Source organism: Bradyrhizobium sp. UFLA05-108 (genome assembly GCF_059803455.1).
In genome coordinates this window covers 45,111-71,312 of the sequence record NZ_JBANAZ010000002.1, presented here as the reverse complement: position 1 = coordinate 71,312, position 26,202 = coordinate 45,111, and the positions used below count along the sequence as shown (strand labels likewise).

General features: G+C 64.9%; 23 protein-coding genes. 13 read left to right on the top strand and 10 right to left on the bottom strand.

Annotated elements, in window-relative coordinates; translation table 11 throughout:
• Positions 1–205 precede the first annotated feature (205 nt).
• From chvE to ytfQ, 9 genes are all read right to left on the bottom strand, one after another.
• Positions 206–1,279 (bottom strand): multiple monosaccharide ABC transporter substrate-binding protein, encoded by a 1,074-nt coding sequence (gene chvE, locus SO140_RS01570; protein ID WP_449378352.1) that lies wholly within the window; start codon positions 1,277–1,279, stop codon positions 206–208.
• A 73-nt stretch (positions 1,280–1,352) separates the two neighbouring features.
• A complete protein-coding gene (locus tag SO140_RS01565) occupies positions 1,353–2,234 on the bottom strand; it encodes an SMP-30/gluconolactonase/LRE family protein (RefSeq protein ID WP_449378351.1) in 882 nt (293 codons plus the stop codon).
• Positions 2,231–3,307, bottom strand: coding sequence for an aldose epimerase family protein (locus SO140_RS01560; RefSeq protein ID WP_498542205.1), 1,077 nt, complete (start codon positions 3,305–3,307; stop codon positions 2,231–2,233). The genes SO140_RS01565 and SO140_RS01560 overlap by 4 nt, the downstream gene beginning before the upstream one ends.
• A gap of 2 nt (positions 3,308–3,309) precedes the next feature.
• Entirely contained in the window at positions 3,310–4,236 is a 927-nt protein-coding gene (locus SO140_RS01555) for a Gfo/Idh/MocA family protein (RefSeq protein WP_498542204.1), read from the bottom strand.
• Positions 4,237–4,238: 2 nt separating this feature from the next.
• Positions 4,239–5,009 carry a FadR/GntR family transcriptional regulator gene (locus tag SO140_RS01550; protein WP_449378348.1) on the bottom strand — a complete coding sequence of 257 codons (771 nt, stop codon included), beginning with the start codon at positions 5,007–5,009 and terminating at the stop codon, positions 4,239–4,241.
• Entirely contained in the window at positions 5,006–5,986 is a 981-nt protein-coding gene (yjfF, locus tag SO140_RS01545; RefSeq protein ID WP_498542203.1) for a galactofuranose ABC transporter, permease protein YjfF, read from the bottom strand. The genes SO140_RS01550 and yjfF overlap by 4 nt, the downstream gene beginning before the upstream one ends.
• Positions 5,983–6,975: an ABC transporter permease gene (locus tag SO140_RS01540; protein ID WP_498540564.1), complete on the bottom strand. Its 993-nt coding sequence runs from the start codon at positions 6,973–6,975 to the stop codon at positions 5,983–5,985. Before SO140_RS01540 ends, yjfF begins: the two co-directional genes overlap by 4 nt.
• The gene (locus SO140_RS01535; protein WP_498542202.1) at positions 6,972–8,516 is read right to left on the bottom strand and encodes a sugar ABC transporter ATP-binding protein; all 1,545 of its coding nucleotides are present in this window, start codon (positions 8,514–8,516) and stop codon (positions 6,972–6,974) included. Before SO140_RS01535 ends, SO140_RS01540 begins: the two co-directional genes overlap by 4 nt.
• A gap of 182 nt (positions 8,517–8,698) precedes the next feature.
• Positions 8,699–9,664: a galactofuranose ABC transporter, galactofuranose-binding protein YtfQ gene (ytfQ, locus tag SO140_RS01530; protein WP_449378344.1), complete on the bottom strand. Its 966-nt coding sequence runs from the start codon at positions 9,662–9,664 to the stop codon at positions 8,699–8,701.
• Positions 9,665–9,956: 292 nt separating this feature from the next.
• On the opposite strand from ytfQ, the gene SO140_RS01525 reads away from it, so the two are divergent.
• Positions 9,957–11,096 (top strand): FAD-dependent oxidoreductase, encoded by a 1,140-nt coding sequence (locus SO140_RS01525; RefSeq protein WP_498542201.1) that lies wholly within the window; start codon positions 9,957–9,959, stop codon positions 11,094–11,096.
• A 120-nt stretch (positions 11,097–11,216) separates the two neighbouring features.
• On the opposite strand, the gene SO140_RS01520 is transcribed toward SO140_RS01525, so the two are convergent.
• Positions 11,217–12,386, bottom strand: a complete 1,170-nt coding sequence (locus SO140_RS01520; protein WP_449378342.1) for a fumarylacetoacetate hydrolase family protein — start codon at positions 12,384–12,386, stop codon at positions 11,217–11,219.
• Between the two features lie 340 nt (positions 12,387–12,726).
• Here SO140_RS01520 and SO140_RS01515 point away from each other — a divergent pair, with 340 nt between their 5' ends.
• The 12 genes from SO140_RS01515 to SO140_RS01460 all read left to right on the top strand — a co-directional run bounded on the left by SO140_RS01515 (position 12,727) and on the right by SO140_RS01460 (position 26,200).
• On the top strand, positions 12,727–13,977 hold the full coding sequence (locus SO140_RS01515; protein WP_449378341.1) for an ABC transporter substrate-binding protein: 1,251 nt from the start codon (positions 12,727–12,729) through the stop codon (positions 13,975–13,977).
• Between the two features lie 127 nt (positions 13,978–14,104).
• On the top strand, positions 14,105–14,932 hold the full coding sequence (locus SO140_RS01510; protein ID WP_449378340.1) for a helix-turn-helix domain-containing protein: 828 nt from the start codon (positions 14,105–14,107) through the stop codon (positions 14,930–14,932).
• 195 nt (positions 14,933–15,127) lie between these two features.
• Positions 15,128–16,138: a branched-chain amino acid ABC transporter permease gene (locus SO140_RS01505; RefSeq protein ID WP_449378339.1), complete on the top strand. Its 1,011-nt coding sequence runs from the start codon at positions 15,128–15,130 to the stop codon at positions 16,136–16,138.
• A 1-nt stretch (position 16,139) separates the two neighbouring features.
• Positions 16,140–17,243: a branched-chain amino acid ABC transporter permease gene (locus SO140_RS01500; protein WP_449378338.1), complete on the top strand. Its 1,104-nt coding sequence runs from the start codon at positions 16,140–16,142 to the stop codon at positions 17,241–17,243.
• The gene (locus SO140_RS01495) at positions 17,236–18,018 is read left to right on the top strand and encodes an ABC transporter ATP-binding protein (protein ID WP_449378337.1); all 783 of its coding nucleotides are present in this window, start codon (positions 17,236–17,238) and stop codon (positions 18,016–18,018) included. Before SO140_RS01500 ends, SO140_RS01495 begins: the two co-directional genes overlap by 8 nt.
• Positions 18,011–20,227 (top strand): ABC transporter permease, encoded by a 2,217-nt coding sequence (locus SO140_RS01490; protein WP_498542200.1) that lies wholly within the window; start codon positions 18,011–18,013, stop codon positions 20,225–20,227. The genes SO140_RS01495 and SO140_RS01490 overlap by 8 nt, the downstream gene beginning before the upstream one ends.
• 3 nt (positions 20,228–20,230) lie before the next feature.
• Positions 20,231–21,064, top strand: a complete 834-nt coding sequence (locus SO140_RS01485) for a phosphoenolpyruvate hydrolase family protein (RefSeq protein WP_449378335.1) — start codon at positions 20,231–20,233, stop codon at positions 21,062–21,064.
• A gap of 26 nt (positions 21,065–21,090) precedes the next feature.
• The gene (locus SO140_RS01480; protein WP_449378334.1) at positions 21,091–24,000 is read left to right on the top strand and encodes a flotillin family protein; all 2,910 of its coding nucleotides are present in this window, start codon (positions 21,091–21,093) and stop codon (positions 23,998–24,000) included.
• 9 nt (positions 24,001–24,009) lie between these two features.
• Complete coding sequence (locus tag SO140_RS01475; RefSeq protein WP_449378333.1) at positions 24,010–24,447, top strand: SRPBCC family protein; 438 nt, start codon at positions 24,010–24,012, stop codon at positions 24,445–24,447.
• Between the two features lie 5 nt (positions 24,448–24,452).
• Positions 24,453–24,896 (top strand): SRPBCC family protein, encoded by a 444-nt coding sequence (locus SO140_RS01470; protein WP_498542199.1) that lies wholly within the window; start codon positions 24,453–24,455, stop codon positions 24,894–24,896.
• 2 nt (positions 24,897–24,898) lie between these two features.
• Positions 24,899–25,717 carry an FAD binding domain-containing protein gene (locus SO140_RS01465; RefSeq protein WP_498542198.1) on the top strand — a complete coding sequence of 273 codons (819 nt, stop codon included), beginning with the start codon at positions 24,899–24,901 and terminating at the stop codon, positions 25,715–25,717.
• A gap of 6 nt (positions 25,718–25,723) precedes the next feature.
• The gene (locus SO140_RS01460) at positions 25,724–26,200 is read left to right on the top strand and encodes a (2Fe-2S)-binding protein (protein WP_449378330.1); all 477 of its coding nucleotides are present in this window, start codon (positions 25,724–25,726) and stop codon (positions 26,198–26,200) included.
• Positions 26,201–26,202: the final 2 nt, after the last annotated feature.

Sequence of the window (26,202 nt, the reverse complement as noted above, 5' to 3'; positions counted from 1 at the left end):
TCGTGTCCCGTCTTTAGTTCACTTCTCCCCGTGCCTATCCGCCAAAGCTTCAGCAATGGCGGACGCGGGGAGAGATCGAAATGCGCGCTTAGCGCGGATTTCGGGTGAGGGGGAGTCTCCACGACACCATCTATCCCACCCTCGTGGAGACTCCCCCTCACCCCAACCCTCTCCCCGCAAGCGGGGAGAGGGAGTAGGCAGCACCTTACTGGAATTGCGACTTCTTGTAGTAGCCGCTGTCAACCAGAACTTTCTCCCAATTGTCCTTGTAGACCACGACGGGCTTGAGCAGGTAGGAGGGCACGGTCTTGGCGCCGTTCTCGTAGGTCTTGGTGTCGTTCACCGTGACCTGCTTGCCGGCCAGCGCTGCGTCGACCATATCAGCGGTCACCTTGGCGAGGTCGCGGGTGTCCTTGAAGATGGTCGAATACTGGTCGCCGCGCAGCATCGCCTTGATCGAGGGCACTTCGGCATCCTGGCCGCTGATGATCGGCATCGGCTGGTCGGCACTGCCGTAGCCCACGCCCTTCAGTGACGAGATGATGCCGATCGAGAGGCCGTCATACGGCGACAACACGGCATTGACCTTCTTGTTGCCGTAGTAGGCACTGAGCAGGTTGTCCATGCGGGCCTGCGCGGTGGCGCCGTCCCAGCGCAAGGTCGCGACCTTGTCCATGCCCATCTGGCCGGACACGACGACGAGCTTCTTGCTGTCGATGTAAGGCTGCAGCACCGACATCGCGCCGTTGTAGAAGAAGTAGGCGTTGTTGTCGTCGGGCGAGCCGCCGAACAACTCGATGTTGAACGGACCCTTGCCATCCTTCAGACCGAGTCCCTGCACGATCGATTCCGCCTGGAGCACGCCGACCTGGAAGTTGTCGAAGGTCGCGTAGTAGTCGACGTTCGGCGTGCCGCGGATCAGGCGGTCATAAGCGATAACGGTGATGCCCTTGGCCTTGGCCTGCTTGAGCACGTCCGACAGCGTGGTGCCGTCGATCGCCGCGATCACCAGCGCCTTGGCGCCCTTCGTCACCATGTTCTCGACCTGCGAGAGCTGGTTCGGAATGTCGTCCTCGGCATATTGCAGATCGGTGTTGTAGCCGCGCTCTTTCAGCACCTTGACCATGTTGTTGCCGTCATCGATCCAGCGGGCCGACGACTTTGTCGGCATGGCGATGCCGACGGTCGGCTTGTCCTGGGCCAATGCCGGGGCCGATGAGGCCATCGCGGCGGCGCTCGCAAATGCGAGCGCAAGTACGGTCGTCTTCAGTTTCAGCATGGTTCACTCCCTTGGGTGTAAGAACGTTCGTCGTTGTAGTCAGAACTCGGTGTGTTGTGGGGCTTTGGATCTCCTATTCGAGCTTGACGTCGGGCTCCGCGCGACCGCGCGCGGCAGCCTCGAGGATGAAGGTGCAACCAGCCTGAGGATCGGCGGCGCGTGCCGCCGCATCCATATCCTGCCACGCCGAGGTGACAAGAAGGCGAGACAGATCCGGCCCGATGAAGGCGGGACAACTCGACTGCCGCGCCGGCACCACCAGCGAGCGCAAGCGCTCGCCTTCGGGACTATAGACGTCGACGCAGGCCCCGCCCCAGCGCGCATTCCAGATCAACCCGTCGGCATCGACCACCGAGCCATCGAGACCGCCGACGCCGGTGTGACGCAGCAGCACCTCCGGCTCGCCGCGCGGCAACCCCGTCGCCGGATTGAGCGGAACGCGATAGAGCACGTGACGCGCGGTGTCGGCGAAGTATCCGATCGTGCCGTTCGGTGAGAAGCAGATCGAGTTCGGAATGCTGATGCCGGGAAACAACGTCGAGATCTTGCCGCGATGGAGCGCGTAGATCGCGCCGGCGCCCGCTTCCGCCTTGCGGCCCATGGTGCCGATCCAGAACGTGCCGGATTGATGCACGCGTGCGTCGTTCGACCGCGTGCCCGGGTTGTCGGCCTCCAGCGGGCGATAGAGCGTCATCGCGCCATCAGCGAGCTTGCGGATGTAGAGGCCATCCTCGGCCACGATGAGCTGCCGCTCCGCATCGATGCGGCCGAGCGCGCTTGCCATCCGGCCGAGTGCATGGACGCGAATATTGCGACCAGCGAGAGCGGCCTCATAAAGGCGGCCTTCGCGGATGTCGAACCACCAGGCGGTATCGGTGGTGACGTCATAGGTCGGGCCCTCGCCGAGATGGCAATGCTCGGCGCAGAGAACAGAGGTCGGCACCTGCTCGGTCATGGTGAGCTCACCCCAAAACGATACACGGTGTGGTGCTTGTAAACGCTGCCGGGCGCAAGACGCGGGCTCGGGAAATCCGTCCGGTTCGGCGAATTGGGCCAAATGTGCGGTTCGAGGCACAGCGCGTCGGACTGTCGGTACAGCCGGCCGCCCTTGCCCGCCACCGAGCCGTCGAGGTAGTTGCCGGAATAAACCTGCAAGCCCGGCTGATCCGTGAACAGCTCCATGATGCGCCCCGAGCGCGGCGCCTCCACGCGCGCGGCGAGACGCAAGCTGCCGTCGCGCGGGAGGCAGAACGTGTGGTCATAGCCCCTGCCGTTGCGCAACTGCTGATCATTCTGCCGGATCCGCGCGCCAATCGCAGTGGCCTCACGGAAGTCGAAGGGCGTCCCGGCCACTGCGTGCGGCGGCCCGGCCAGCGGGATCGCAGTTGGATCGATCGCCAGGAAATGATCGGCGGCGACCATGAGCTTGTGATCGAGGATCGGCGTTCCCGACGTCGCTCCTTCCAGATTGAAGAAGCTGTGGTTGGTGAGATTGACGATCGTCGGGCGGTCGCTCCGCGCCTCCATGCCGACCGACAGTTCGGCAGGACCGGTCACCCGATAGGTGAGACGAACGTCGAGCCGGCCCGGGTAGCCCTCTTCGCCGTGCTCGCTTGTATAAGTGAGCGTGACCACGGGCTCCGCGCCGTCAGCGAGATCGGCGATCTGCCAGAGCTTGCGATCAAAGCCGTCCAGACCGCCATGCAGCGCGTTCGGGCCGTTGTTGGCGGCGAGCTGCACCGTCTCGCCATCGAGCACGAAGCGTGCGTCCGCGATACGGTTGGCATAGCGCCCGACGGTCGCGCCGAAGAACTTCCGCTCGGCGAAATAGCCCGCAAAATCGTCATAGCCGAGCACGACGTCGTCGGTAGCGCCCTTGGCATCAGGGGCGATCAGCGCCTGGATCACCGCACCATGGGTGATGATGCGTGCTTCGAAACCGCCCTGCCCGCGCAGCACCACGCGCTCGACGGCGCGGCCATCCGGCAGCGTTCCGAAGACGTCCCTTGTGATGCTGCTGCCTGCCATGATCATTCCACGAACGGTTCGACGACGTTGCGCTTGCCAAGCATGAAGGCGTCGGCGACGAGACGGAACGGCGTCAGGTCGACATCGCTCTCGCGCGTCGCCGCAAGCTCGACGAAACGCCGGTAGAGCCCGCGATATTCGGCTTCCGGCTCTTCCGCAAGCACTTTGCCATCGACGGCCATGCGGGCGCCGCCGCCCGAAAGCATCATCCGGCCCTGATCGGTCTCGGCCACGATGTCCCAGCTCTGTGGGCCGGTCTGTCGGAAGTCGAATTCGGCCGTGATCGGGAGACCGCCGGCGTCGGAGAGTGTCAGATTCGCCGCAATCGGCGCCTCGCGATTGGCGGGGAAGGACAACTCAGCCGCCGTCACGAACACCTGACGCGGCAGGATGCGGGTCAGGATCGACAGCGCATTGATACCGGGATCGAACACGCCGAGCCCGCCCGGCTCCCAGATCCAACCCTGCCCCGGATGCCAGACGCGGACGTCTTCCTTCCAGCTTATGTGCACGGACTTGATGCTGCGCGCGGCGAGCCATTGCCGCGCCGGCTCGACGGCGGGGGCAAAGCGCGAATGCCAGGTCGCAAACAGCGTCCGTTTCGCGCCCATCGCCATCGCGACCAGCGGGTCGAGCTCACCGAGGCTGAGGCCCGGCGGCTTCTCCAGCATCACATGCTTGCCGGCGGCAAGCGCCGCGACGGCCTGCACACGCCGCACTTGCGGCGGCGTGCACAGCGACACCGCATCGATCGGCGGCCCCTTTGCGAGCAGCTCCTCGATGCTGGCGAAATGCGGCAGGTCCGGCAGCGAAGCATTGCGGCTTGCGATGGCGGCAAGGGTTGCGCCCGGCGTTGCCGCGATCGCGGCGACGTGCTGGTCGCGCGCGATCTTGCCGAAGCCAACGATGGCGATGCGAAGTTCCGTCACGCTTATTCTCCAGATTGAGCCGAGGGCGCCACCTCGGCCGGCGCCGTCTCGATCACCGTGCCTTCATGGCGGCTCATGCCATTGTGGATGACGAAGACCATGGCGGCCGAGGCGGCCTCGACGTCGCCCGCCGCGATCGAATCAACAATCTTCTGGTGCCAGAGCAGCACCGTGTCGCGATCCTCGACCTCGACCGGCGCGCTGAGCAGGAAGGACGCGCGCAAGGCGGCTTCGATGACATGGCCGATCGAGCGCATGAACAGATTGCCCGATGCCCGCGCCACGGCAACGTGCAAGGCGAGGTCCGCGTCGGCGAAGGCGGCGGAATCGGAGGCCTCCCGCCGCATGCGGTCCATGCTGCGCTTGAGCTCGGCGAGATCCTCCTCCGAGCGCCGCGCGGCCGCGAGCATCGCCGCACGCGGCTCGACCGCAAGACGGATCTCGGCGAGGTCGTTGAGGAAGCGTTTGTCGATGCCGGCGTCGAGATGCCAGGCCAGCACGTCGGCATCGAACATGTTCCAGGCGCCGCGCTCGCGCACGACTGTGCCAACCCGCGCCTTGGTGGTGAGCAGACCTTTTGCCACGAGGGTCTTCACGCTCTCGCGCAACACCGGCCGTGAGACGCCGAACATCGAGGTCAGCTCGGCATCACCAGGCAGCCGCGTGCCTTCGGCATAGCGACCCGCGATGATGTCGATTCCGATCGAGCGGGACACTTCCGCGTGGTTGGAATGGGCCCGCCGCGTCGGGATGACGACGATGCGCGAGGTCATGACGTGGCTCCCGCGGATCTCACGGCTGGCCGGCGCGCGATCGCGATCATGACCTGCTGCAAGGCGATGAAGGCGAACAGCAAAACCCCGGTCGCGATCTTGGTCCACCAGCTCGACAGCGTCCCGTCGAAATTGATGTAGGTCTGGATCAGACCCTGAATGAGGACACCGAGGAACGTTCCGACCACCGAGCCCTGCCCGCCCGTGAGCAGCGTGCCGCCGATCACCACCGCCGCGATGGTATCGAGTTCGACGCCGACGGCCGAGAGCGAGTAGCCGGCGCCGGTGTAGAAGGAGAAGACGATGCCGGCGATGCCTGCAAGCAGGCTCGAAAGCATGTAGATGCAAACAGTCATTTTGCCGACGGCAACACCCATCAGGCTCGCCGTGATCCGGCTGCCGCCAAGCGCATAGACATTGGCGCCGAAGCGGGTGAGCTGCAGCAGCAACGCTCCGCCGATCACGATGACCAGCATGATGATCGCAACCGCCGTCAATCGGCCGCCCCCTGGTAGTCGCAGCGCAAAGTCCGAGACCGTCGAATAGATCGGCGCGGTGATCGGCACCGATTCCGTCGAGAGCAGGAAGCTCGCGCCACGCGCGAGGAACATACCGGCCAGCGTGACGATGAACGGCGGGAGGTCGAACAGATGGATGACGGCGCCCATCGCCGCGCCGAAGGCCGCGGACAGCGCCAGGATCGCCACGAAGGCGACCAGCGGCGGCATGCCCCAGCGCTCGATTGCGAGCGCGACGAACACGGTGGTAAAGCCGATCACCGAGCCGACCGACAGGTCGATGCCGCCCGAGATGATCACGAAGGTCATGCCGGTCGCAACGATACCGAGGAAGGCGTTGTCGGTCAGGAGATTGCAGACCACGCGGGTCGAGGCGATGTTGGGAAATTGCAGCGCGCAAAGCACAAAGCCCGCGACGAGCACGATGGCCGTGATGAGGACGGGCGACAGGCCTTTCATGCTTTCGTCCCTCGGATACGCGCCATGATGCCGGCCATACCGGTCAGCTTCGGCGATTGCAACAGCAGCACCGCCAGCACGACCACGGCCTTGACCAGGAGGTTGAATTCCGGGGGATAGCCCGACAAGAGAATGCCCGTGTTCATCGTCTGGATGATGAGCGCGCCGAGCACGGCGAGCAAGAGGCTGAAGCGGCCGCCAAACAGCGAGGTTCCGCCGATCACGACGGCCAGGATTGCATCGAGCTCGAGCCAAAGACCGGCATTGTTGGCATCAGCCCCCATGATGTCGGCTGCGGCGATCACGCCGGCGAGCGCCGCGCACACGCCGCACCAGACATAGACGGCCAAAATCATGGCGCGGGTGCCGACACCGGCAAGCTCGCTCGCGCGCGCATTGCCGCCCGTCGCCTCGATCAGGAGCCCGAGTGCGGAGCCGCGCACCACGGCGCCGGTGAGGATCAGCATCCCCAGGGCAATCACGACCGGCACGGGAACGCCGAGGATGGCGCCGTTGCCGAGCCAGACCAGATCGGGCGAGGTGAAGGTCACGATGCGGCCCTCGGTGATAAGCTGGGCGATGCCGCGGCCGGCAACCATCAGGATCAGCGTCGCGACGATTGGCTGCATGCCGAGGATGCTGACGAGGAAGCCATTCCAGAGGCCGCAGACGAGTCCCGCACCGAGCGCAGCCGCGAGCACTACCGGCAAGCCATGACTGTCGGCGAGGCTCGCTGCGATCGCGCCGGAGATCGCCATGACCGCGCCAACCGAAAGATCGATGCCGCGTGTCGCGATCACCAGCACCATGCCGAGCGAGAGCAGCGCCACCGGCGTGCCGCGGTTGAGCACGTCGATCAGGCTGCCGAACAGCCGCCCGTCCTGCAAGCGCAGATCGAAGAATTGCGGCGAGACTGCGCGGTCGACCGCCAGGATGACGATCAGCGCAAAGATCTGGGCAAGGCCCCGGCGCGGCAGAAGAGCGGTCATGGCCTGCCCTCCTGCGCCACGGCACTGCCATCGGCGGCGATCGCCGCCAAGATATTGGAGACGTCGATCGCCTCGCCCTGCAGCTCCTCGACATGGGCGCGATCGCGCAGCACGACAACGCGATCCGAATAGGTGACGATCTCGTCGAGCTCGGAGGAGATCACGAGCAGCGCCAGCCCGTCGTCGCAGAGCTCGCGGATCAGGCGGATGATCTCGGCATGCGCGCCGACATCGATGCCGCGGGTCGGCTCGTCCAGCACAAGGAGCCGCGGCGAGGTCGCGAGCCAGCGCGCCAGCAGCACCTTTTGCTGATTACCGCCTGACAACAGGCCGACCGGACGCTCGGGATCTGGCGGACGAATGTCCAGCAGTTTTACGAAGCGCGCGGCGATCTCATCCTGCTCGCGGCGCGACAGCGGCAAATAGAGGCCGCGCTTGGCCTGGAGCGCGAGCACGATGTTCTCGCGCACCGTGAGCTCGGCGACGATGCCTTCGGTCTTGCGCTCCTCCGGGCAATAGCCAAAACCGTGGCGGACGCCGTCGCGCGGAGTTTGCAGCCGGACGGGGGCACCTTCCACTTTCGCCTGGCCCTGATCGGAACGCTCAGCGCCGAACACCAGCCGCGCCGTCTCGGTCCTCCCCGAGCCCAGGAGGCCGGCGAGGCCCACGACCTCGCCATGGCGCAGCTCCAGATTGAATGGCGCGACGTGACCAGCCTTCCCGTAGTTCTCGAAGCTCGCGCAGATCTCGCGCGCCTGATGCTCCCTCGCAGCCGCGCGTACGCTGGTGGTCTCGGCAAGCTCGCGGCCGAGCATCATGCGGATCAGGTCGAGCCGTGGCAGTGATGCGGTCTCGCGCTCGCCGACCAGGCGGCCATTGCGCAGGACGGTAATGCGGTCGGAGGTCTCGTAGACCTGGTCGAGGAAGTGGCTGACGAAGACGATGCCGATGCCGCGGCCGGCAAGCTGGCGCATGATCTTGAAGAGAATGTCGACCTCATGACGATCGAGACTCGCAGTCGGCTCGTCGAGAATGAGAACGCGCGCTGACAAATCGACGGCGCGGGCGATCGCAGTGACGTGCTGGATCGCGACGGAGTAGCTGCCGAGAGGCGCCGCCACATCGATGTCGAGGCCGAATTCGGCAAGCAACGCCTTTGCTCGCCGGCGCATTTCGCCTTCGCGGACGATGCCGAAGCGCATCGGCTGCCGGTCGAGAAACAGATTCTGCGCCACCGACAGATTGGGCAACAAGTTTACTTCCTGATAGACGGTGGCAATACCTGCCTCGAGCGCCGCCTTCGACGATCGCGGCGCAACCTCGACGCCGCCGAGCCGAACGATACCCGCATCGCGCGGGAATACGCCGGTGATCACTTTGATCAGCGTAGACTTGCCGGCGCCGTTCTCGCCGAGCAGGGCATGGATCTCGCCTGCGCGGAGCGTGAAATCGACGTCCTGCAACGCGCGCACAGCACCAAAACTCTTGCTGATCCCACGCACCTCGAGCAGACAAGGGGCAGAATCCGGGCCGGTCTCCATTGCGACGTCACTCCCGCCGGCGTCCGCTTGTGGGATTGCGGACGTCCAGCCAATTCACCACGCTTAGCAGTTTCGAACGGGGGTGCGCCACCGGAGCGTCTAGTTTGAGCATGATCTGGTCGGAAAACCGCTACACACTTTTCCGGATCATGCTCGCCCGCCACAGTGGCGCACGATAGGGCTCAGTAACCGAGGCCCTTCTTGCTGTCGTAGACTTTCTGCGGATCGTCGGAGGCGGTGTAGAGCTTCGATTCGGTCTGGATCCACTTCGGCGGAGCGGTGCCCTTGTCCTTGAAGGCGGCGATGACGTCGAGCGCGGGCCCAGCCATGTTCGGCGTCAGCTCCACAGTGGCATTGGCCTCGCCTGCGGCCATCGCCTTGAAGATGTCGGGAACCGCGTCGATCGAGACGGTCAGGACGTCCTTGCCGGGCTTGAGACCGGCTTCCTTCATGGCCTGGATCGCGCCGACCATCATGTCGTCATTATGCGCATAGACGGCGCAAATCGACTTGCCGCCGCCTTCGGCCTTGATGAAGCTCTCCATCACTTCCTTGCCCTTGGCGCGGGTGAAGTCGCCGGTCTGGCTGCGTACCACCTTCAGGTTCGGATGCTTGGCGACGACGGAGTCAAAGCCCTTCTTGCGGTTGGTGGCGACGCTGGCGCCGACGGTGCCCTGCAATTCGACGACGTTGCAGGCCTTCTCGCCGACCGTCTTGGCAAGCCACTCGCCGGCGACGGCACCTTCGTGCACGCTGTCCGAGGTGACCGCGGTCAGATAGAGGTCCTTGCCCGACGGATCGATGTCGCGGTCGAGCAGCACGACCGGGATCTTGGCTTCCTTGGCCTCCTTCAGCACCGCGTCCCATCCAGTCGAAACGACCGGCGCGAGAAAGATCGCATCGACGTTCTGCGCGATGAAGGACCGGATCGCCTTGATCTGGTTCTCCTGCTTTTGCTGGGCGTCGGCGATCTTCAGGTTGACCTGCCGCTTGGCCGCTTCCTGCTTGGAGACCGAGGTCTCAGCGGCGCGCCATCCGGATTCCGATCCGATCTGCGAAAAACCGATGGTGAGCTGGCCGGCATTGGCCGGCAGCGAAAGCAGCAGTGCGGCGGTGGCGCTGGCCGCAAAGAGGGCTTTGAGGGTCATCAGGCGTGTCTCCCAAAAAAATGTTTATCTCGGATGCCAATTGGTATTATGGCACCTGCTAGACCGCCCCTCGGGGCGGCGGGAGGCACTATTTCACGGAAGCCTGGTGCCGTATAGTCATATTATTTGACTATATGACTGATCCTCGAAATTTTTTCACGCGCGCTCGCTACGCGCGATTTTCCCCCCAAACACGACAAAAAGACGAACGCGAAAATGTGGAGTCGCCTATCGAAGGGCTCAGTATAGTTTGAAATGTTAGCGCTGTGCGCACCGGTCGGAAGGTGGAGCAATGCGGACGTGCGATGTCGCCGTAATCGGGCTCGGCCTCATGGGCAGCGCGGCGCTCGACGCATTGCTGAACGCCGGCGTTGATGCGCTGGGCTTCGACCCGATTGGCCCCGGCGATAATCGCGGCTCCTCTCACGGTTCATGTCGGGTGTTCCGACGTTTCAACTTCGAGAATGACAACTATACCGATCTGAGCGACGCAGCCCTTGCGGGCTGGAAGCGGCTGGAGGCCGACACCGGCAAAACAATTCTCATACCGTCTCCGGTTCTGGAGGCCGGCCGGCCCGGATCGGCGATGGTCGCGGCCTCGCGCGCTGCGGCGATAGCGAAGGGCCATGCGGATCCCACTTGGTCGGCCGCTACGGCAAACCGGGAATTCCCCGCATTTGCTCTACCTGCCGACTGGGATGTGGTCGTGCAGGACGGTGGGGCCATTCTAAAGGCCGAAGTCGCCCTCAGGATCATGCGAACGCGCGCCGACGCGCGGATTTTTCCGGAAGCTGCGCAGATCGACTGTCGTCCGGACGGCGTCATGGTGCGCACCAAGACCCGGGAGGTTTTCGCCCGGCAGGTCATCCTCACTCTTGGCCCATGGCTCGGCCGCGCCCTGCCCAAGATCGCTCCGATTCTCGAAGTGACGCGGCAGGCCGTGGGTTGGTTTAAGGCCATCCGACCCGAGACCGTGTCACCCGCCCGCTTTCCACTGTTCATCCTTGAACGCGGCCCCAACGATGTCGTGTATGGTTTCCCGGATTTCGAACTGCGTGGCGTGAAAGCGGCACCCCATAATCATGGACCGAAGGTGGACGCCGACGACTGGGACCGGCCGGCGACCGATGCTGAATTGTTGCCGGTCGGAAAAGCGCTAGCCGAGCTCGTCCCGTGCGCTTCCGGTCCGATCGTCGATCGCGACATCTGCCTCTACACCAACACTCTGCCAGCCGACCACCGACCGGACAACGGCCAGGAGTTCATCATCGATCGATGGCCGAATTCCCGGCTGATCGTCGCCTCGCCCTGTTCGGGTCACGGCGCGAAGTTTGCGCCTGCTATCGGCGAAAAACTTGCCCGCCTCGCCATCGATCCAACGTACGATGTCGAACCCTTCTTTCGGCTGTCGCGGTACTCGGCTTTCGCCTGAATGGACGGATGGCCCTCACCAGCTGTTCCTCATGCCCGTCGGAACGCCAGGTGTCGGTGGTGAACCACACCTGGCCTGGAGCCGAACGAGTCGGTGCTCCGATCCGAAGTCGTCATTGGCTTAGATCAGCTTGCGTTGCGCCAGGTTCTTCATCAGCGCGCCGATGCCGAAGCTCCAGGGCTCGCACTCGTCGCTTGTGCGCATGCGGTTGGTGAGCTTGCCGAGCGCGGGGGCTGCGATCGTGACGATGTCGTCGTGCTTGTGGGTGAACCCCTGCCCCGGCGCATCGCGATCCTCGACCGGCGCGAACATCGTGCCGAGGAACAGCACGAAGCCATCAGGATATTGATGGACGGTGCCGATCGTCTGCGCGACGAGATCAGTGGGATCGCGGCTGATCTTGCTGATCGAGGAATGGCCGTTGAGCACAAATCCGTCCTGCCCCATCACGCTGAGGCTGATGTCCAGCTTGCGTGCATCATCGAGGGAGAAGGTGTCGTCGAACAGCCGCAGCAGCGGGCCGATGGCGCAGGAGGCATTGTTGTCCTTGGCCTTCGACAACAGCAGCGCCGAGCGCCCTTCGAAGTCGCGCAGGTTCACGTCATTGCCGAGCGCACCGCCGACGATCTTGCCGCGGCTCGACACGAACAGCACCAGCTCCGGCTCCGGATTGTTCCAGGTCGATTTCGGATGCAGCCCGGCATCCATGCCGGCGCCGACGGACGACAGCACCGGCGCCTTGGTGAAAACCTCCGCATCGGGGCCGATGCCGACCTCGAGATACTGGCTCCAGGCGTTCTGCTCGATCAGCACCTGCTTCAGCCGCATCGCCCCGTCCGAGCCGGGCTTGAGCTTAGACAGATCGTCGCCAATCAGCCGGGTCACTTCTTTCCGGATCGCTTCGGCCGACGCCGGGTTGCCCTTCGCCCGCTCCTCGATCACGCGCTCCAGCATGGAGACGGCAAAGGTCACGCCGGCGGCTTTCAGGGTTTGAAGGTCAACCGGCGCGAGCAACCAGGGCTTTTGCCGATCGCGCTGGTCGGGCGGCGTGTTGGCCGCGATCGCCTCGAGATCGCCGATCCGCTCGCCCCTGGTCTCGCGCACAGCCTTTGACGGATCGGCCTCCTCACACAACGCGCTGATGGTCGGAAACCGCGCTGTGATGTCGAACACGCCGTCGCTACGTACCGCGACCACGGCAGGACCATTAACCTGCGGCAGCCAGACGCGGCCGACCAGCGTGCCGCGCGTCCCGTCCTCCGGCAAAACATCCTTCGCCGTCAGTGTCATTCTGGCCGTTTCCGAGTTCATTGCATCGGTCCTTTTCTCGTTCGTTGTCACCCGTGCGACACGGCAGGAGCGCCGCTCCCCAGCACCAAAAACACCATTTGCGGGCGCTCCGCCACTGGGCAGCATGCGATTCAACCACGCCGCATTCCTTCGCCTATTGCACCGCGGAACCATTTGCGACGCAACATTCAAAATGAGACTGCCCGTTAAGCCACGCATGGCTCCGACGCGTGCGCTGCATCCGAGTTCGGTTAGCCTTCATTCAAGAACCGTGAGCGTCGTGCCGACCAGCTACCGTCAAATAATGACGACAAAAATGACGACTAAAGGGAGGAGAGCAATGTTGAAAGGCAGTGTGGGACTTATCGCGCTGAGCAGCCTGTTGCTTTCGGGCGCAGCCATGGCTCAGGAGAAGATCAAGGTCGGGGTCACCGCAACCCTCGAAGGCACCTACACCGTGCTCGGCGAGGACGGCATCCGCGGCCATCAGACGGCGCTCAACGTGCTCGGCAAGAAGGTCGGCGACAAGGAACTCGAATTCATCATCGCCTCGACCGATGCAACGCCTGATTCCGCCGTGCGTGCCGTGCGCAAGCTGATCGAGCAGGACAAGGTGCAGATCCTGCTCTCGCCGCTGTCCGGCGACGAAGGCATCGCGGTGAAGAATTTCGCGAAAACCCATCCCGAGCTGACCTTCATCAACGCGGCCTCCGGCGCCCAGGAAACTACCTTTGTCGATCCCGCGCCAAACTTCTTCCGCTACAACATGGACGGCGCGCAGTGGCAGGTTGGCCTCGGCAAATACGCCTATGAGAACAAGGGCTATCGCAAGATCGCGACGGTCGGCGAAGACTATTCCTTCATCTACACGCAGGTGTTCGGCCTCGTGCTCGAATTCTGCGGCATGGGCGGACAGGTCACCAATCGGCAATGGGTGCCGCTCGGCACCAAGGACTTTGCCTCGGTCATCGCCGCGCTCCCCGACGATGTCGATGCGATCTATCTTGGCTTGGGCGGCGCCGACGCCGTCAACTTCCTCAACCAGTACCAGCAGGCCGGCGGCAAGGCGCACCTGATGGGCGGCTCGATCATGATCGACCAGACCATCCTGTCCTCCAAGGGCAACGCAAAGAACGCGCTGATCGGCACGCTGGCAGCGAGCGGCCAGGCCGACACCTGGGAGGATCCGGGCTGGCAGAAGTTCGTGAAGGACTATCAGGACGCCTTCCCGCCGAACAAGCGCTTCCCGAGCCCGTCGCTGCTCGCGACCAACTATTACGGCTCGACCATGGCGCTGATCCTCGCACTGCGCCAGGTCAACGGTGATCTCAGCGATAATCAGTCGAAGTACAAGGCTGCGCTGGCCAAGCTCGAGATCGACGCGCCGAACGGCAAGATCAAGCTCGACTCCAACCGCCAGGCGATCGGCACCAACTTCGTGACTGAGGTCGTCGATGACGGCAAGGGCGCGCTGTTCTCGAAGGTCGTGAAGGTGATTCCGAACGTGAACCAGACCCTCGGCTACGATCCGGCGGTGTTTGCCAAGATCGGGCTGCCGAGCCGTACAGTACCGGAATGTAAGAAGTACTGACGCAATCACGTTCGCAACTGCGGCGACCGGGGAGCGATTTGCGAGGCGCGGATCTCACCGCCCTTGCAATCTCTCCCCGGTTGTTGAACGCTAACGGCAAAACAACAGAACATCGGGAGGGGATGGCATGAGCCGGGCGCTCGCCGTCTTCCATGGCCGGTTTGGTCGGGCGACGGTCTACCAGTTGAACCGCCCTTTCAACATCCACGCGCATCGCGAGGGTCATCTGATCTTCCATGTCGGCGGCATGCCTGCGTGCATCGACGTTTGCGATGGGCGTTTCCAACTCAATGAAACCTCCGTTGTCGCCGTCAATCCCTGGGAACCGCACAATTTCCTGCCCTCCGATCTCGACGCCGGCGCGATCTTCTTCGTGCTCTACGTCAACGCCGAGTGGTTCGCGCCCGATGCGCCCGGCGCCGACCGGCTGCGTTTTGGCCGCACCCAATTCAAGCGCACGCCGGCGCTCGACAAGCACATCAGACGGACCGCCGCGCTGGTGTGCGGCGCCCCCTCGCTCTCGAGCCTCGACTCAGAGCTCAGGCGGCTGATCGATATCTGCTACGACGAAAGCTGGCAGCAGGCCGAGATCGCCCGCGATGCCCGGGCGGCCGGCGCCGTCACCGACTTCCGCGTGCGCAAATGCATCAAGCTGATGTCGGAAAGTCCGGGCGCCGAGATGGAGCTCGACACCATCGCGCGTGAATCCGGCCTGTCGCGCCCGCATTTCTACCGGCTGTTCCGGACCCAGACCGGCGTCACCCCGCATCTCTACCTCAACACGCTGATCATGGAGCAGGCGCTGGAGGCACTGGTCGCGAGCGAAGCGCCGATCGCCGATATCGGCTTTGATCTCGGCTTCTCCTCGCAGAGCGGATTCACCCGCTTCTTCGCTGCCAATGTCGGCATGGCCCCGACCGATTATCGCCGCGCCGCCAAGGTTTTGCGCGCGTAGCGCCGCGCGCGAAAAGATACTCTCGATCAAACGCCCTCCTTGTGTCCTCGCTAGGATGCGCGGAACGCGATCCCGCCAGAGGATCGCGAGCCCAGGGAGATGCACGTCCATGGCGTGGTACGCAGCCTGCTCAGGGCTGTCTGACCTGCATCGGAATGATCGTCGGCGCGGCGCGCCCGCGGTGGAGCGGCTGCCATGACCCGCTTTGTCGAACGCCATCCTGCATGGGCACTGATCGTCATCATCGCGATAGCGCTCGCGCTCTGGCTGATCTTCGCAGTCTGGCCGCCGGGGCTGGAAGAGGCGATCGGCCGCAAGCGGGTGTTCCTCAATGCCGTCTTCAACGGCATCACGCTCGGCGGCCTCTACTTTCTGGTTGCAAGCGGCTTCACGCTGATCTTCGGCCTGATGCGCAACGTCAACCTCGCGCACGGCTCGCTCTATCTGTTCGGTGGCTATGTCGGCTACGCCATCAGCGCCTCGACCGGCTCGTGGATCCTGAGTTTCATCGTCGCCTTCATCCTGACAGCGCTGGTCGGCATCCTGCTCCAGGTCATCGTCTTCCGCCGCATGGAGGGCCAGGATCTGCGCCAGACCATGGTGACGATCGGGCTCTCGATCGTGTTTGCCGACCTGATGCTGTGGGCCGCCGGCGGCGACTTCTACCAAATCCAGACCCCGAACTGGCTGATCGGCCCTGTCGAGCTGCCGCTGATCACAGCGCTCAAATCCTCGGGCGAGCCGGTCTATCTGCGCTATCCCCTGGTCCGGCTCGTCATCTTTGCCGCTTCCGTGGTGATCGGCATCGCGATGTGGCTGGCGCTCAACCGCACCAGGATCGGCATGATCATCCGCGCCGGGGTCGATGACCGAGACATCCTCGCCGCGACCGGCGTGCGCATCCAGGTCGTGTTCGTGCTCGTGTTTGCGCTGGGCGCCGGGCTTGCCGGCATCGCCGGCGTCGTCGGTGGCACGTTTCAATCGCTCTCGCCCGGCGAGGACATCCGCTTCCTGCTCGCCTCCCTCGTCGTCGTGATCGTTGGCGGCATGGGTTCGATCCCCGGCGCGGCGCTCGGCGCGTTGATCATCGGCCTCGCCGAGCAGCTCGGCTCGGTCTACATCCCGACCTATGCGATCGTCGTGACCTTCCTGATCATGGTGCTGGTGCTGGCGCTCCGGCCGCAAGGCCTGCTTGCGAGGCGCTGACATGTCCGTCACCCACGACGCACGCGTTTCCGTTCGCACCGCCTCCGGCGCGCACCGGCCCGCATTGCGTGGCTGGCCGGAGATCGACAATCCCGCCGCCTGGATCGTCGCGGTCATCCTTTTGATCATGCCGCTGATCGCCAACGGCTTCTTCCTGATCGAGATCTTTGCGACGACGCTGATCCTCGGCACCATCGCGCTGAGCCTGATGTTCCTCGCCGGCTATGGCGGCATGGTCAGCCTGATGCAGCTCACCGTCGCGGGCTTTGCCGCCTACATGGTCGCCGTGTTCGGCACCAGCGACAACGCCAATATCAGCCTGGGCTGGCCGTGGTGGCTTGCGGTGCCGATGGCGCTCGCGCTCGCCACCGCCTTCGGCACGCTCGGCGGCGCGCTCGCGGTGCGGACCGAGGGCATCTACACCATCATGATCACGCTGGCGATCGGTGCCGCCTTCTACTACTTCACCAACCAGAACTGGGCGATCTTCAACGGCCACACCGGCATCAACAACGTCGGCACGCCGCGCTTCTGGGGCATCAACTGGCGCGCCGATATTCCCTTCTACTACATCGTGCTCGGCGTTGCCGCGCTGTGCTATTTCGCGGTCGAATACATCTCGCGGGCGCCGTTCGGCCTTGCCTTGCAGGGCGTGCGCGACAATCCGCGCCGCATGGCGACGCTCGGCTTCAACGTCAATGCCCATCGCGTCGCGGCCTACGCCTTCGCATCCTTCGTCGCCGCGCTGGCCGGTGTGTTGCAGGTCTGGAACTACCGACAGATCTCGCCCGGCTCGGTCAGCGTCGGCGCCTGCATCGACATTCTCATCATTGCGATCGTCGGCGGCATAACGCGGCCCATCGGCCCTTACATCGGCGCGCTGATCTTCGTGCTGCTACGTACCTTCGCGCTCGACTTCCTGGTCAAGATCGGGCTCGACGGCAACCGTTTCCGGCTGCTGATCGGGCTCGGATTCCTCGCCATCGTGTTCTGGTCGTCGGATGGCGTCATCGGCCTGTGGCAGCGCTGGCGCCAGCGCACCACCCCGACGCGCCCGGGTGGGCGGAGTAGCCAAGGATCCAGTCGAGGATCCGGTCATGGATAGCGTCGCCCATCGCCTCTCGACCGTCGGCGCCGGAGCAGCGCTCGAGCTGCGCGGCGTGACGCGGCTGTTCGGTGCGCTCGCTGCGCTGACCGACGTCACCATCACCGTGCGGCCCGGCGAGCGGCGCGCCGTGCTCGGCTCCAACGGCGCCGGCAAGACCACGCTGTTCAACTGCATCACCGGCGATTTCCCGCCCTCCTCCGGCACCATCCGTTTCTTCGGCGAAGACATCACGCGCTTCCCACCGTATGAGCGCATCCGCCGCGGCCTACGGCGGACCTACCAGATCTCCGCGCTGTTCCCCGGCCTCACGGTGCAGGACAACGTCTACCTCGCCTGCCGCGGCGTCTCGCGCGGGCGCTTCTCGTTCCTGCGCCCGGGCCAAAATGACGCGCTGATGCATGCCGCTGACAATCTCGTGCAGGCGGTGCATCTGACGAACGTCAGGGATCAACGCGTCGCCGAGCTCGCACACGGCCAGCAACGTCAGCTCGAGATAGCGCTCGCGCTCGCCGGCGCCCCGCGCTTCGTGCTGTTCGACGAGCCGGCCGCGGGCCTGTCGCCGACCGAGCGGCTGGAGCTGATCGAGATCCTGACCTCGTTGCCCGCCCATATCGGCTACATCATCATCGAGCACGACATGGACGTGGCGCTGCGCGTCGTCGAGAGCGTCACGATGATGCACAACGGGCGCATCTTCAAGGAGGGCCTGCCGCAGGAGATCCAGTCCGACCCCGAGGTCCAGGAGCTCTATCTGGGAGGCGGCCATGAATGAGGTCCGCCGTTCCGCGCCGGCGCTCGAGGTGAAGGGCCTCGACGTCTATTACGGCCATTCGCACGCCCTGCAGGGCGTCGACCTCGCGCTCGATGCCGGCGTGTTTTCCGTTGTGGGGCGCAACGGCATGGGCAAGACCACGCTGTGCAAGGCGATCATGGGGCTGGTGCGGGTGAGCGGCGGCTCGATCCGTATTCGGGGCGAAGACATCACGCGGCGGCCGCCGGCGCATATCGCGCGCCTCGGCGTCGGCTATGTGCCGCAGGGACGCCGCCTCTGGCGGTCGCTCAGCGTCGACGAGCATTTGCGGCTTGCCGGCGGCATCCGCAGTGGTGCCTGGACCGTCGAACGCATCTACGACACGTTTCCGCGACTCGCCGAGCGCAAGGGCCACGGCGGCGGCCAGCTTTCCGGCGGTGAACAGCAGATGCTCGCGATCTCGCGCGCCCTCCTCACCAATCCGCAGCTCCTGATCATGGACGAGCCGACCGAGGGTCTTGCGCCCGTCATCGTCGCCCAGGTCGAGGAGATGCTGCTGCGGCTCGGCGAGGACGGCGACATGTCGGTGCTTGTGATTGAGCAGAACATCGGCGTTGCCACCGCGATCTCGCGCAACGTGGCGATCATGGTGAACGGCCGGATCAATCGGATCATCGATTCCGTTCGCCTTGCCGCCGACCGCGACTTGCAGCAGCGCCTGCTTGGTGTTGGGCTTCATGCCGGGCTCGAGGCGGACATCGATGTTCCCGCGGCCGGTTCTGAGGCAAAAGCTGCACCGCAGCCTACGCGTCCGAGCGGTCCGATCCGTATCTACATCTCCAATCCGACGCCGCCGACGCGCTGGTCGCAGCCAGTGCCGATCGCCCGCATCGAGGCCGCGGCGCGCACGCTCTCGACGCAAGTCGCGCGCCTCGACGAAACGGCGCGGCGCAAGCGTGAACCGGTCGCGGCGCAAACCTCCGGCCCGCCCGTCGTACTCGTCGTCGGCACGCTCGACACCAAAGCTACTGAACTGCGCTTCATCCGCGATATCATCGCGGAAAGCGGCCTGCGCACGCGCCTCGTCGACGTCTCCACCAGCGGCAGGCACACGAGCTGCGACGTCTCCGCCCAAGAGATCGCCTTGAATCACGGCCGCGGCGGATCGGCCGTGTTCGGATCCGACCGCGGCCTTGCCGTCACCGCGATGGCCGACGCTTTCGCAAGCTGGCTCCGCCGCCAGGGCAACGTCGCCGGCGTCATCTCGGCCGGTGGCTCGGGCGCGGCCTCGCTCGTTGCACCCGGCATGCGCGCCCTTCCCGTCGGCGTCCCGAAGCTGATCATCTCCTCGGTCGCTTCCGGCGACGTCGGCCCCTATGTCGGGCCGGCGGACATCACGATGATGTACTCAGTCACCGACGTGCAGGGCCTCAACTCGATCTCCCGCGCGGTGCTCGCCAACGGCGCCAATGCGCTCGGCGGCATGGTCAAGGCGCGTCTCGAGCAGGGCGAGGCGAACGAGCGCGCCGCAAGCGCAAGCCTGCCCGCTATCGGCATCACCATGTTCGGCGTGACCACTCCGGCGGTGCAGAAGATCGCAGCCGATCTGCGCGATGATTTCGAATGCCTCGTCTTCCACGCCACCGGCGTCGGCGGACGCTCGATGGAGAAGCTGGTCGAGTCCGGCCAGCTTGCGGGCGTTATCGATCTCACGACGACGGAGGTCTGCGACCTCCTGATGGGCGGCGTGTTTCCGGCCACCGAGGACCGGTTCGGCGCGATCATCCGCAGCCGCGTACCCTATGTCGGCTCTGCGGGCGCGCTCGACATGGTCAATTTCGGCGCGCCCGACACCATCCCCGAGCGCTATCGCGGCCGCAAATTCCACGTCCACAATCCGCAAATCACGTTGATGCGGACCACGGTCGAGGAGAACGAGCGCATGGGGCGATGGATCGGCGAGCGGCTCAACCAGATGGACGGGCCGGTGCGGTTCTTCATTCCCGAGGGAGGCGTCTCCGCGCTCGATGCGCAGGGACGGCCGTTCTGGGACCCCGAGGCCGATGCCGCGCTGTTCCGTGCGCTCGAACGCACGGTGCGACAGACGAGCAATCGTCAGCTCATCCGCGTCAAGAACAACATCAACGATCCCGAGTTCGCCTCCACGATTGTCAGTGCGTTCAAAACCCTGTTCGGACGCACCGGGGCGCGCCGGAGAATGGTGAGGTGACCGATGGCCAGGTTTGAACGGGCGGCACTGCTGAAGCGATTTCGCGAGATGGCAAAGCGCGGCGAGCCGATCGTCGGCGGCGGCGCCGGCACGGGCCTCTCCGCCAAGTGCGAAGAGGCCGGCGGTGTCGATCTCATCGTCATCTATAATTCCGGCCGCTATCGCATGGCCGGGCGCGGCTCGCTCGCCGGCCTCATGGCTTACGGCGATGCCAACGCCATCGTCTTGGAAATGGCCAGCGAAGTGCTGCCCGTCGTCAGCAACACACCGGTGCTCGCCGGCGTCAACGGCACTGATCCGTTCCGCGACATGGACGCCTTCCTGGACCAGCTCAAGGCACTCGGCTTTGCCGGCGTGCAAAACTTTCCGACGGTCGGGCTGATCGACGGGATTTTTCGCGCCAATCTGGAGGAGACCGGCATGTCCTACGCGCTGGAGATCGACATGATCGCGAAAGCGCGCGAGAAGGACATGCTGACGACGCCTTACGTCTTCAGCGAGAAGGAAGCCGCCGCGATGGCGATCGCGGGCGCCGATATCATCGTCTGTCACCTCGGTCTCACGACCGGCGGCACGATCGGGGCGCAGACCGCGCCAAAGCTTGCCGATTGCCCGGCGCATATCGACACCTGGGCCTCAGCCGCGCTCAGTATCAACCCGGACATTCTGGTGCTCGCCCATGGCGGTCCGATCGCGGATCCCGCGGATGCCGATTTCATCATGAAGAACACCCGTCGCTGCCACGGCTTCTACGGCGCGTCCTCGATGGAGCGCCTGCCCGTGGAGCGGGCGCTGACGGACCAGGTTCGCAGATTCAAGGCGATCGGCGCGCGCTGACGCCGACACGTTCGAGGGAGGGAAAGATGTCGGGGATTTTGGTCGGTGAATTGATCCTCTGGCTGATCGTCGCGATCGTCGTCATCGTGGTTGGCGTCTACATCGTGAACTGGCTGTACCACCGCTCGTCCAAGGAGGTGTCGTTCGTGAGGACCGGCTTCCTCGGCGAACGCGTGGTCATCAATGGCGGCGCTTTCGTGCTGCCTTTCATCCACGACTACACGCCGGTCAACATGAACGTGCTGCCAATGGGCATCATACGTTCCAGGCAGGACGCCGTGATCACTCGTGACCGCATGCGCGTCGACATCGAGGCCGACTTCTACGTCCGCGTGCAGCCGACCCGCGAAGCGGTCTCGATCGCGGCCGCCACGCTCGGCCGCCGCACCATGGAGCCGGAGCAGCTCCACGCCCTGCTGGCCGGCAAGTTCATCTCCGCCATCCGCTCGGTTGCTTCCGAGATGACCATGGAGGAGATGCATGAGCGGCGCGGCGACTACGTCGCGCGCGTCAAGACCAACGCCGCCGAAGCCCTCGCCCAGAACGGTCTCGAACTCGAATCGGTCGCGATCACCGATCTCGACCAGACTGACCTCGAATTCTTCAACCCCTCGAACCGCTTCGACGCCGAGGGCTTGACGCGGCTGATGGAGGACATCGAGGCCAAGCGCAAGCTGCGCAACGACATCGAGCAGGACTCGATGATCAAGATTCGCTCGCGCAATCTGGAAGCCGAGCGGCAGGCCCTCGAGATCGAGCGCGAAAGCGAGACCGCGCGCCTCGAGCAGGAACGCGACATCGAGATGCGCCGCGCGCTTCAGCGCACCGAGGTCGCCCGGGAGCGCGCACTACGCGAGACCGAGGCGGAGCAGGCGCAGATTTCCGCGCGCGAAGCCATTGAGAAGGCCCGCATCGCCAACGATCAGGCGATTGCCGAGGCCCGCATCGCCTCCGAGCGCGAGACCCGCCAGAAGGAGATCGAGCGGACCCGGACCATCGAAGAGAAGGAGCTGCTCGCCCGCGAGGAGGTCGAAAAGACCCGGATCGCCAACCAGCGCTCGATCGATACGACGCGCATCGCCTCCGAACGCGAGGTGCGCCAGCGCGAGATCGAACGGATGCGTACCGTCGAGGAAGCCGAGATCGCCGCGCGTGAAGCTATCGAGAAAGCCCGCATCCAGCAGGATCGCGTGGTGACCGACGCCCGCATTGCCAACGAGGAAGAGACGAGGCGCCGTGAGATCGAGCGTACCCGCGCCGTCGATGAGGCCGAGATCGCTGCACGCGAGGCTACTGAAAAGGCCCGCATCGCCCAGACCATGATTGTCAATGTCGAGCGTATCTCGTCCGACGAACGCACCCGCGCGCTGGAGATCCAGCAGGTGCGCACCATCCAGGAGGCCGAGATCGAGGCGCAGCGGGCAGTCGAGGCCGCGCGGATCGCACGCGAGCGCACACTTGCTGCGGAGCGGATCGCCGCCGAGCAGAATACGCGGCAGCTGGAGATCGACCGCAACCAGACCCTGGATATCGCCGGTGTCACTGCACGCGAAGCCACCGAAGCCGCCCGCATTGCCCAGGAAGAGAGGGTCCGCTCACTCGAGATTGCCCGCAACCGCGCTGTCGAGGAAGCCGACATTGCCTCCCGCGAGGCGATCGAGGCCGCGCGCATCGCGCAGGAGAAAGCGGTTGCCGCCGAGCGCATCCAGGCCGAGCGTGAGACCCGCGCGCTCGAAATCGAGCGAACCGGCGTATTGGAGGCGGCCGAGCTGAAGCGGCGCGACGCCATCGAGCGCCAGCGCATTGGCGTCGACCTCGCGCTCGAAGCCGAGCGGATCAACTCCTCCAAGAAGCGCGAAGTGCTCAACATCGAGCAGAAGAAGGCGATCGAGATCGCGGATGAGGATCGCGTCATCGCGCTATCGACCAAGAAGTCCGAGCGCATCGACGCCGACCGCCAGGTCAGGCAGGCCGAGATCGTCGCGCGCAAGGAGGTCGAAACCACGGACGTCTCGCGCGAGCAGGCGCTGGAAGCCGCCCGTATCGAGCGCCGCCGCGCGATCGAGCAGCTCGAGGTCGCGCGCGTCCAATCCTTGCAGGAAGCCGAGATTGCCTCACGCGAAGAAGTCGAGCGTGCCCGCATTGCCTCCGACCGGGGTCTGGACGAAGCCCGCATCGGCCGCGAGCGCGAGCTGCGGAAGCTGGAAGTGAACCGCGAGAAGGAGGTCGAGACGGTCCTGATGGAAAAGGCCATCGCCATCCATCAGAAGTCGCTGGAGGAGTCGGCTGCGCGCGCCGCGGCCGAGGAAGCCCGCATGCGGGCAACGGAAGCGGCCGAACGCGTCGTCACGGCGCGGGAGAGCGAGATCGCCAAGCGGCGCAAGACGGTCGAGGTGCTGCTCGCCGAGAAGCAGGCCGAGGAGACGCGCATTGCCGCCGAGGCCGAGCGTGTTCGCGCCGCGGTCGAGGCTGAAGCGCAGCGGATGCTGAACGAGGCCGAGAACGTGCTGACCGATCAAGCGCGCTACTCGCTGTTCCGCAGAAAGCTGCTCGATCGCATCGAAGGCATCGTGCGCGAGAGCGTCAAGCCGATGGAAAAGATCGAGGGCATCCGTATCCTCCAGGTCGACGGCCTCAACGGTAGCGGCCATGGCGGTGGCAATGGCGGCCGCAGTGCCACCGACGAGGTGATCGATTCGGCGTTGCGCTACCGCGTCCAGGCGCCCTTGATCGACTCCATCCTCTCCGACATCGGCGTCGAAGGCGGCAGCCTCGCCAAAATGCCGGGTCTGATCCGCGAGGCCCGCGACATGCAGGGCATCAAGGATTCCACACGCAAGAGCGGCGGAGGTGGAGGCGACAAGCCGGCCGCCGCGCCCGCGCCCTCCACCGAAGGTGGGCCGCCGGCCGAGCGTGGCCCACGGAAGAAGAGTTGAGGTCGCATCATGGCCCGCGTCTACGTCTCAACCGTCGTCAATGCGCGTAACGACCGCGTCTGGGCGCGGGTGCGCGACTTCAATGGCATGCCGAACTGGCACCCGGCAATCGCCGAGAGCCGCATCGAGGGCGGCGACCCCTCCGACAAAATTGGCTGCGTCAGGGATTTTCGCCTGCGCAACGGCGACCGCATCCGCGAGAAGCTGCTCGGCCTCTCCGACTACGACATGTTCTGCACCTATTCGATCCTGGAATCTCCCATGGGCGTCGAGAACTATGTCGCGACGCTGCGCCTCACTCCGGTCACCGACGGCGACCAGACCTTTATGGAGTGGACCGCCGAATTCGACTGCGCGCCGGAGCGGGAGACCGAGCTCGTCAACAATATCGGCGGCGGCGTATTCCAGGGCGGCTTCGACGCGCTCAAGCGGGTGTTCGGAGGGTGACGGCCGTGCCGCATATCGTCAAAAGCACGATCCTGGACGCGCCGAGCGACGCTGCATGGGCCGTGCTGCGCGATTTCAACGGCCATGACCGCTGGCATCCGGCGGTCGCGACCTCTTCGATCGAGCGCGCGCACCCCTCCGACAAGATCGGCTGCATCAGACGGTTCAAGCTGAAGGACGGCTCGGAGCTGCGCGAGCAGTTGCTGGCGCTCTCCGATCTCGAACAGACCTTCAGTTACTGCCTTCTCGATACACCCATTCCCATGTTCAACTACGTGGCCCATGTCCGCCTGCTGCCGGTCACCGACGGCGACCGCACCTTCTGGCACTGGGAATCGCGCTTCACGACGAAACCCGAGGACGCGGCCCGCATCACCCATAAGGTCGCGGAAGACATTTACCAGGCCGGCTTCGAGGCCATCCGCCGGCATCTGAAGGAGACCACGTAGCCATGTCTGTGACGGTGAAGACTTTTACGAATTCCAGCGAAGCGGCCGCAGCCCTGTCGTCGGACCGTAGCGCGCGCTACCTTGGCGGCGGCACGCTCGTGATGCGCGCACTGAATGAGGGCGATATCTCGATCTCGACCGTCGTGCGCGCCAACGATCAGGCGCTGTCCCGGATCGACGCATCTGGTCCGCGCGTCACGCTCGGCGCCGGCGTGACCTTTGCGAAGATTCTGGCCGAGCGCGATCTCGGTTTCCTGCACGCCCCTGCCCGTTCGATCGGCGGGCCTGCAGTGCGCAACATGGGAACGGTCGGCGGCAATCTGTTCGCACCCAATCCATATGGCGACTTCACGGTCGCCCTGCTTGCGCTCGATGCCACCGTCGCCATGCAAGGCGGTTTTGGCGCGCGCGATATCCCGATCGAGGAATTCCTGCAATCGCGCGAGCGTCAGGCCGGCACGCTGGTGTTGTCGGTTTCCTGTACACGACCGGCAAGTGCGGAGGCCTTCCGCTATCGCAAGATCGCCCGCATCAAGCCCAAGGGCGGCTCCGTCATCACCCTCGCGGCGCATCTGCCCATCAGCGGCGGCCGCATCGCCGGCGCGCGCATCGCGCTGGGATCGATGGCGCCGACGCAGATCCGCGCGCGCGCCGCCGAGCGCGCGCTGGAGGGCCGTTCGCTCGACGCCGCTACCATCGCCGCCGCAGCATCCGCCGCGGGCGAAGGGACATCACCATCCGACAATGCACTCGGCAGCGCCTGGTATCGCCGCGAGATCGTCGGTGTGCATTTGCGTCGCCTTCTCTCGGGTCAGGAATAGACCGTCATGTCGAAGACTCCCCTGCAATTTCGTCACAACGGCCGCGACGTCGCCATCTTCGTCGATGGCGGCACCAATCTGCTGGTGGCACTGCGCGAGCTGATTGGCGACATGACGCCGAAATTCGGCTGCGGCCAGGGCGGCTGCGGCACGTGCAGCGTGCTTGTGGATGGCGAGCTTTATCTCTCCTGCCTGACGCTGGCGGAGACCGTGGCCGGCCGTTCCGTTGAAACGCTCGACAGCTTGAAGCAAGGCCCGAGCCTACATCCTCTCCAGCGCGCCTTCGCCGACAATTTCGCGGCCCAATGCGGCTACTGCACGCCGGGCATGCTGATGGCTGCGAAGGCCCTGCTCGACCGTAATCCACAGCCGAGCCGCGCCGAGATCGTGGAAGCGATCTCCGGCAACATCTGCCGCTGCACCGGCTACGAACCGATCATCAACGCCATTTTCGCCGCCTCGGGCGGCCGGGCCAGCGCCTGAGG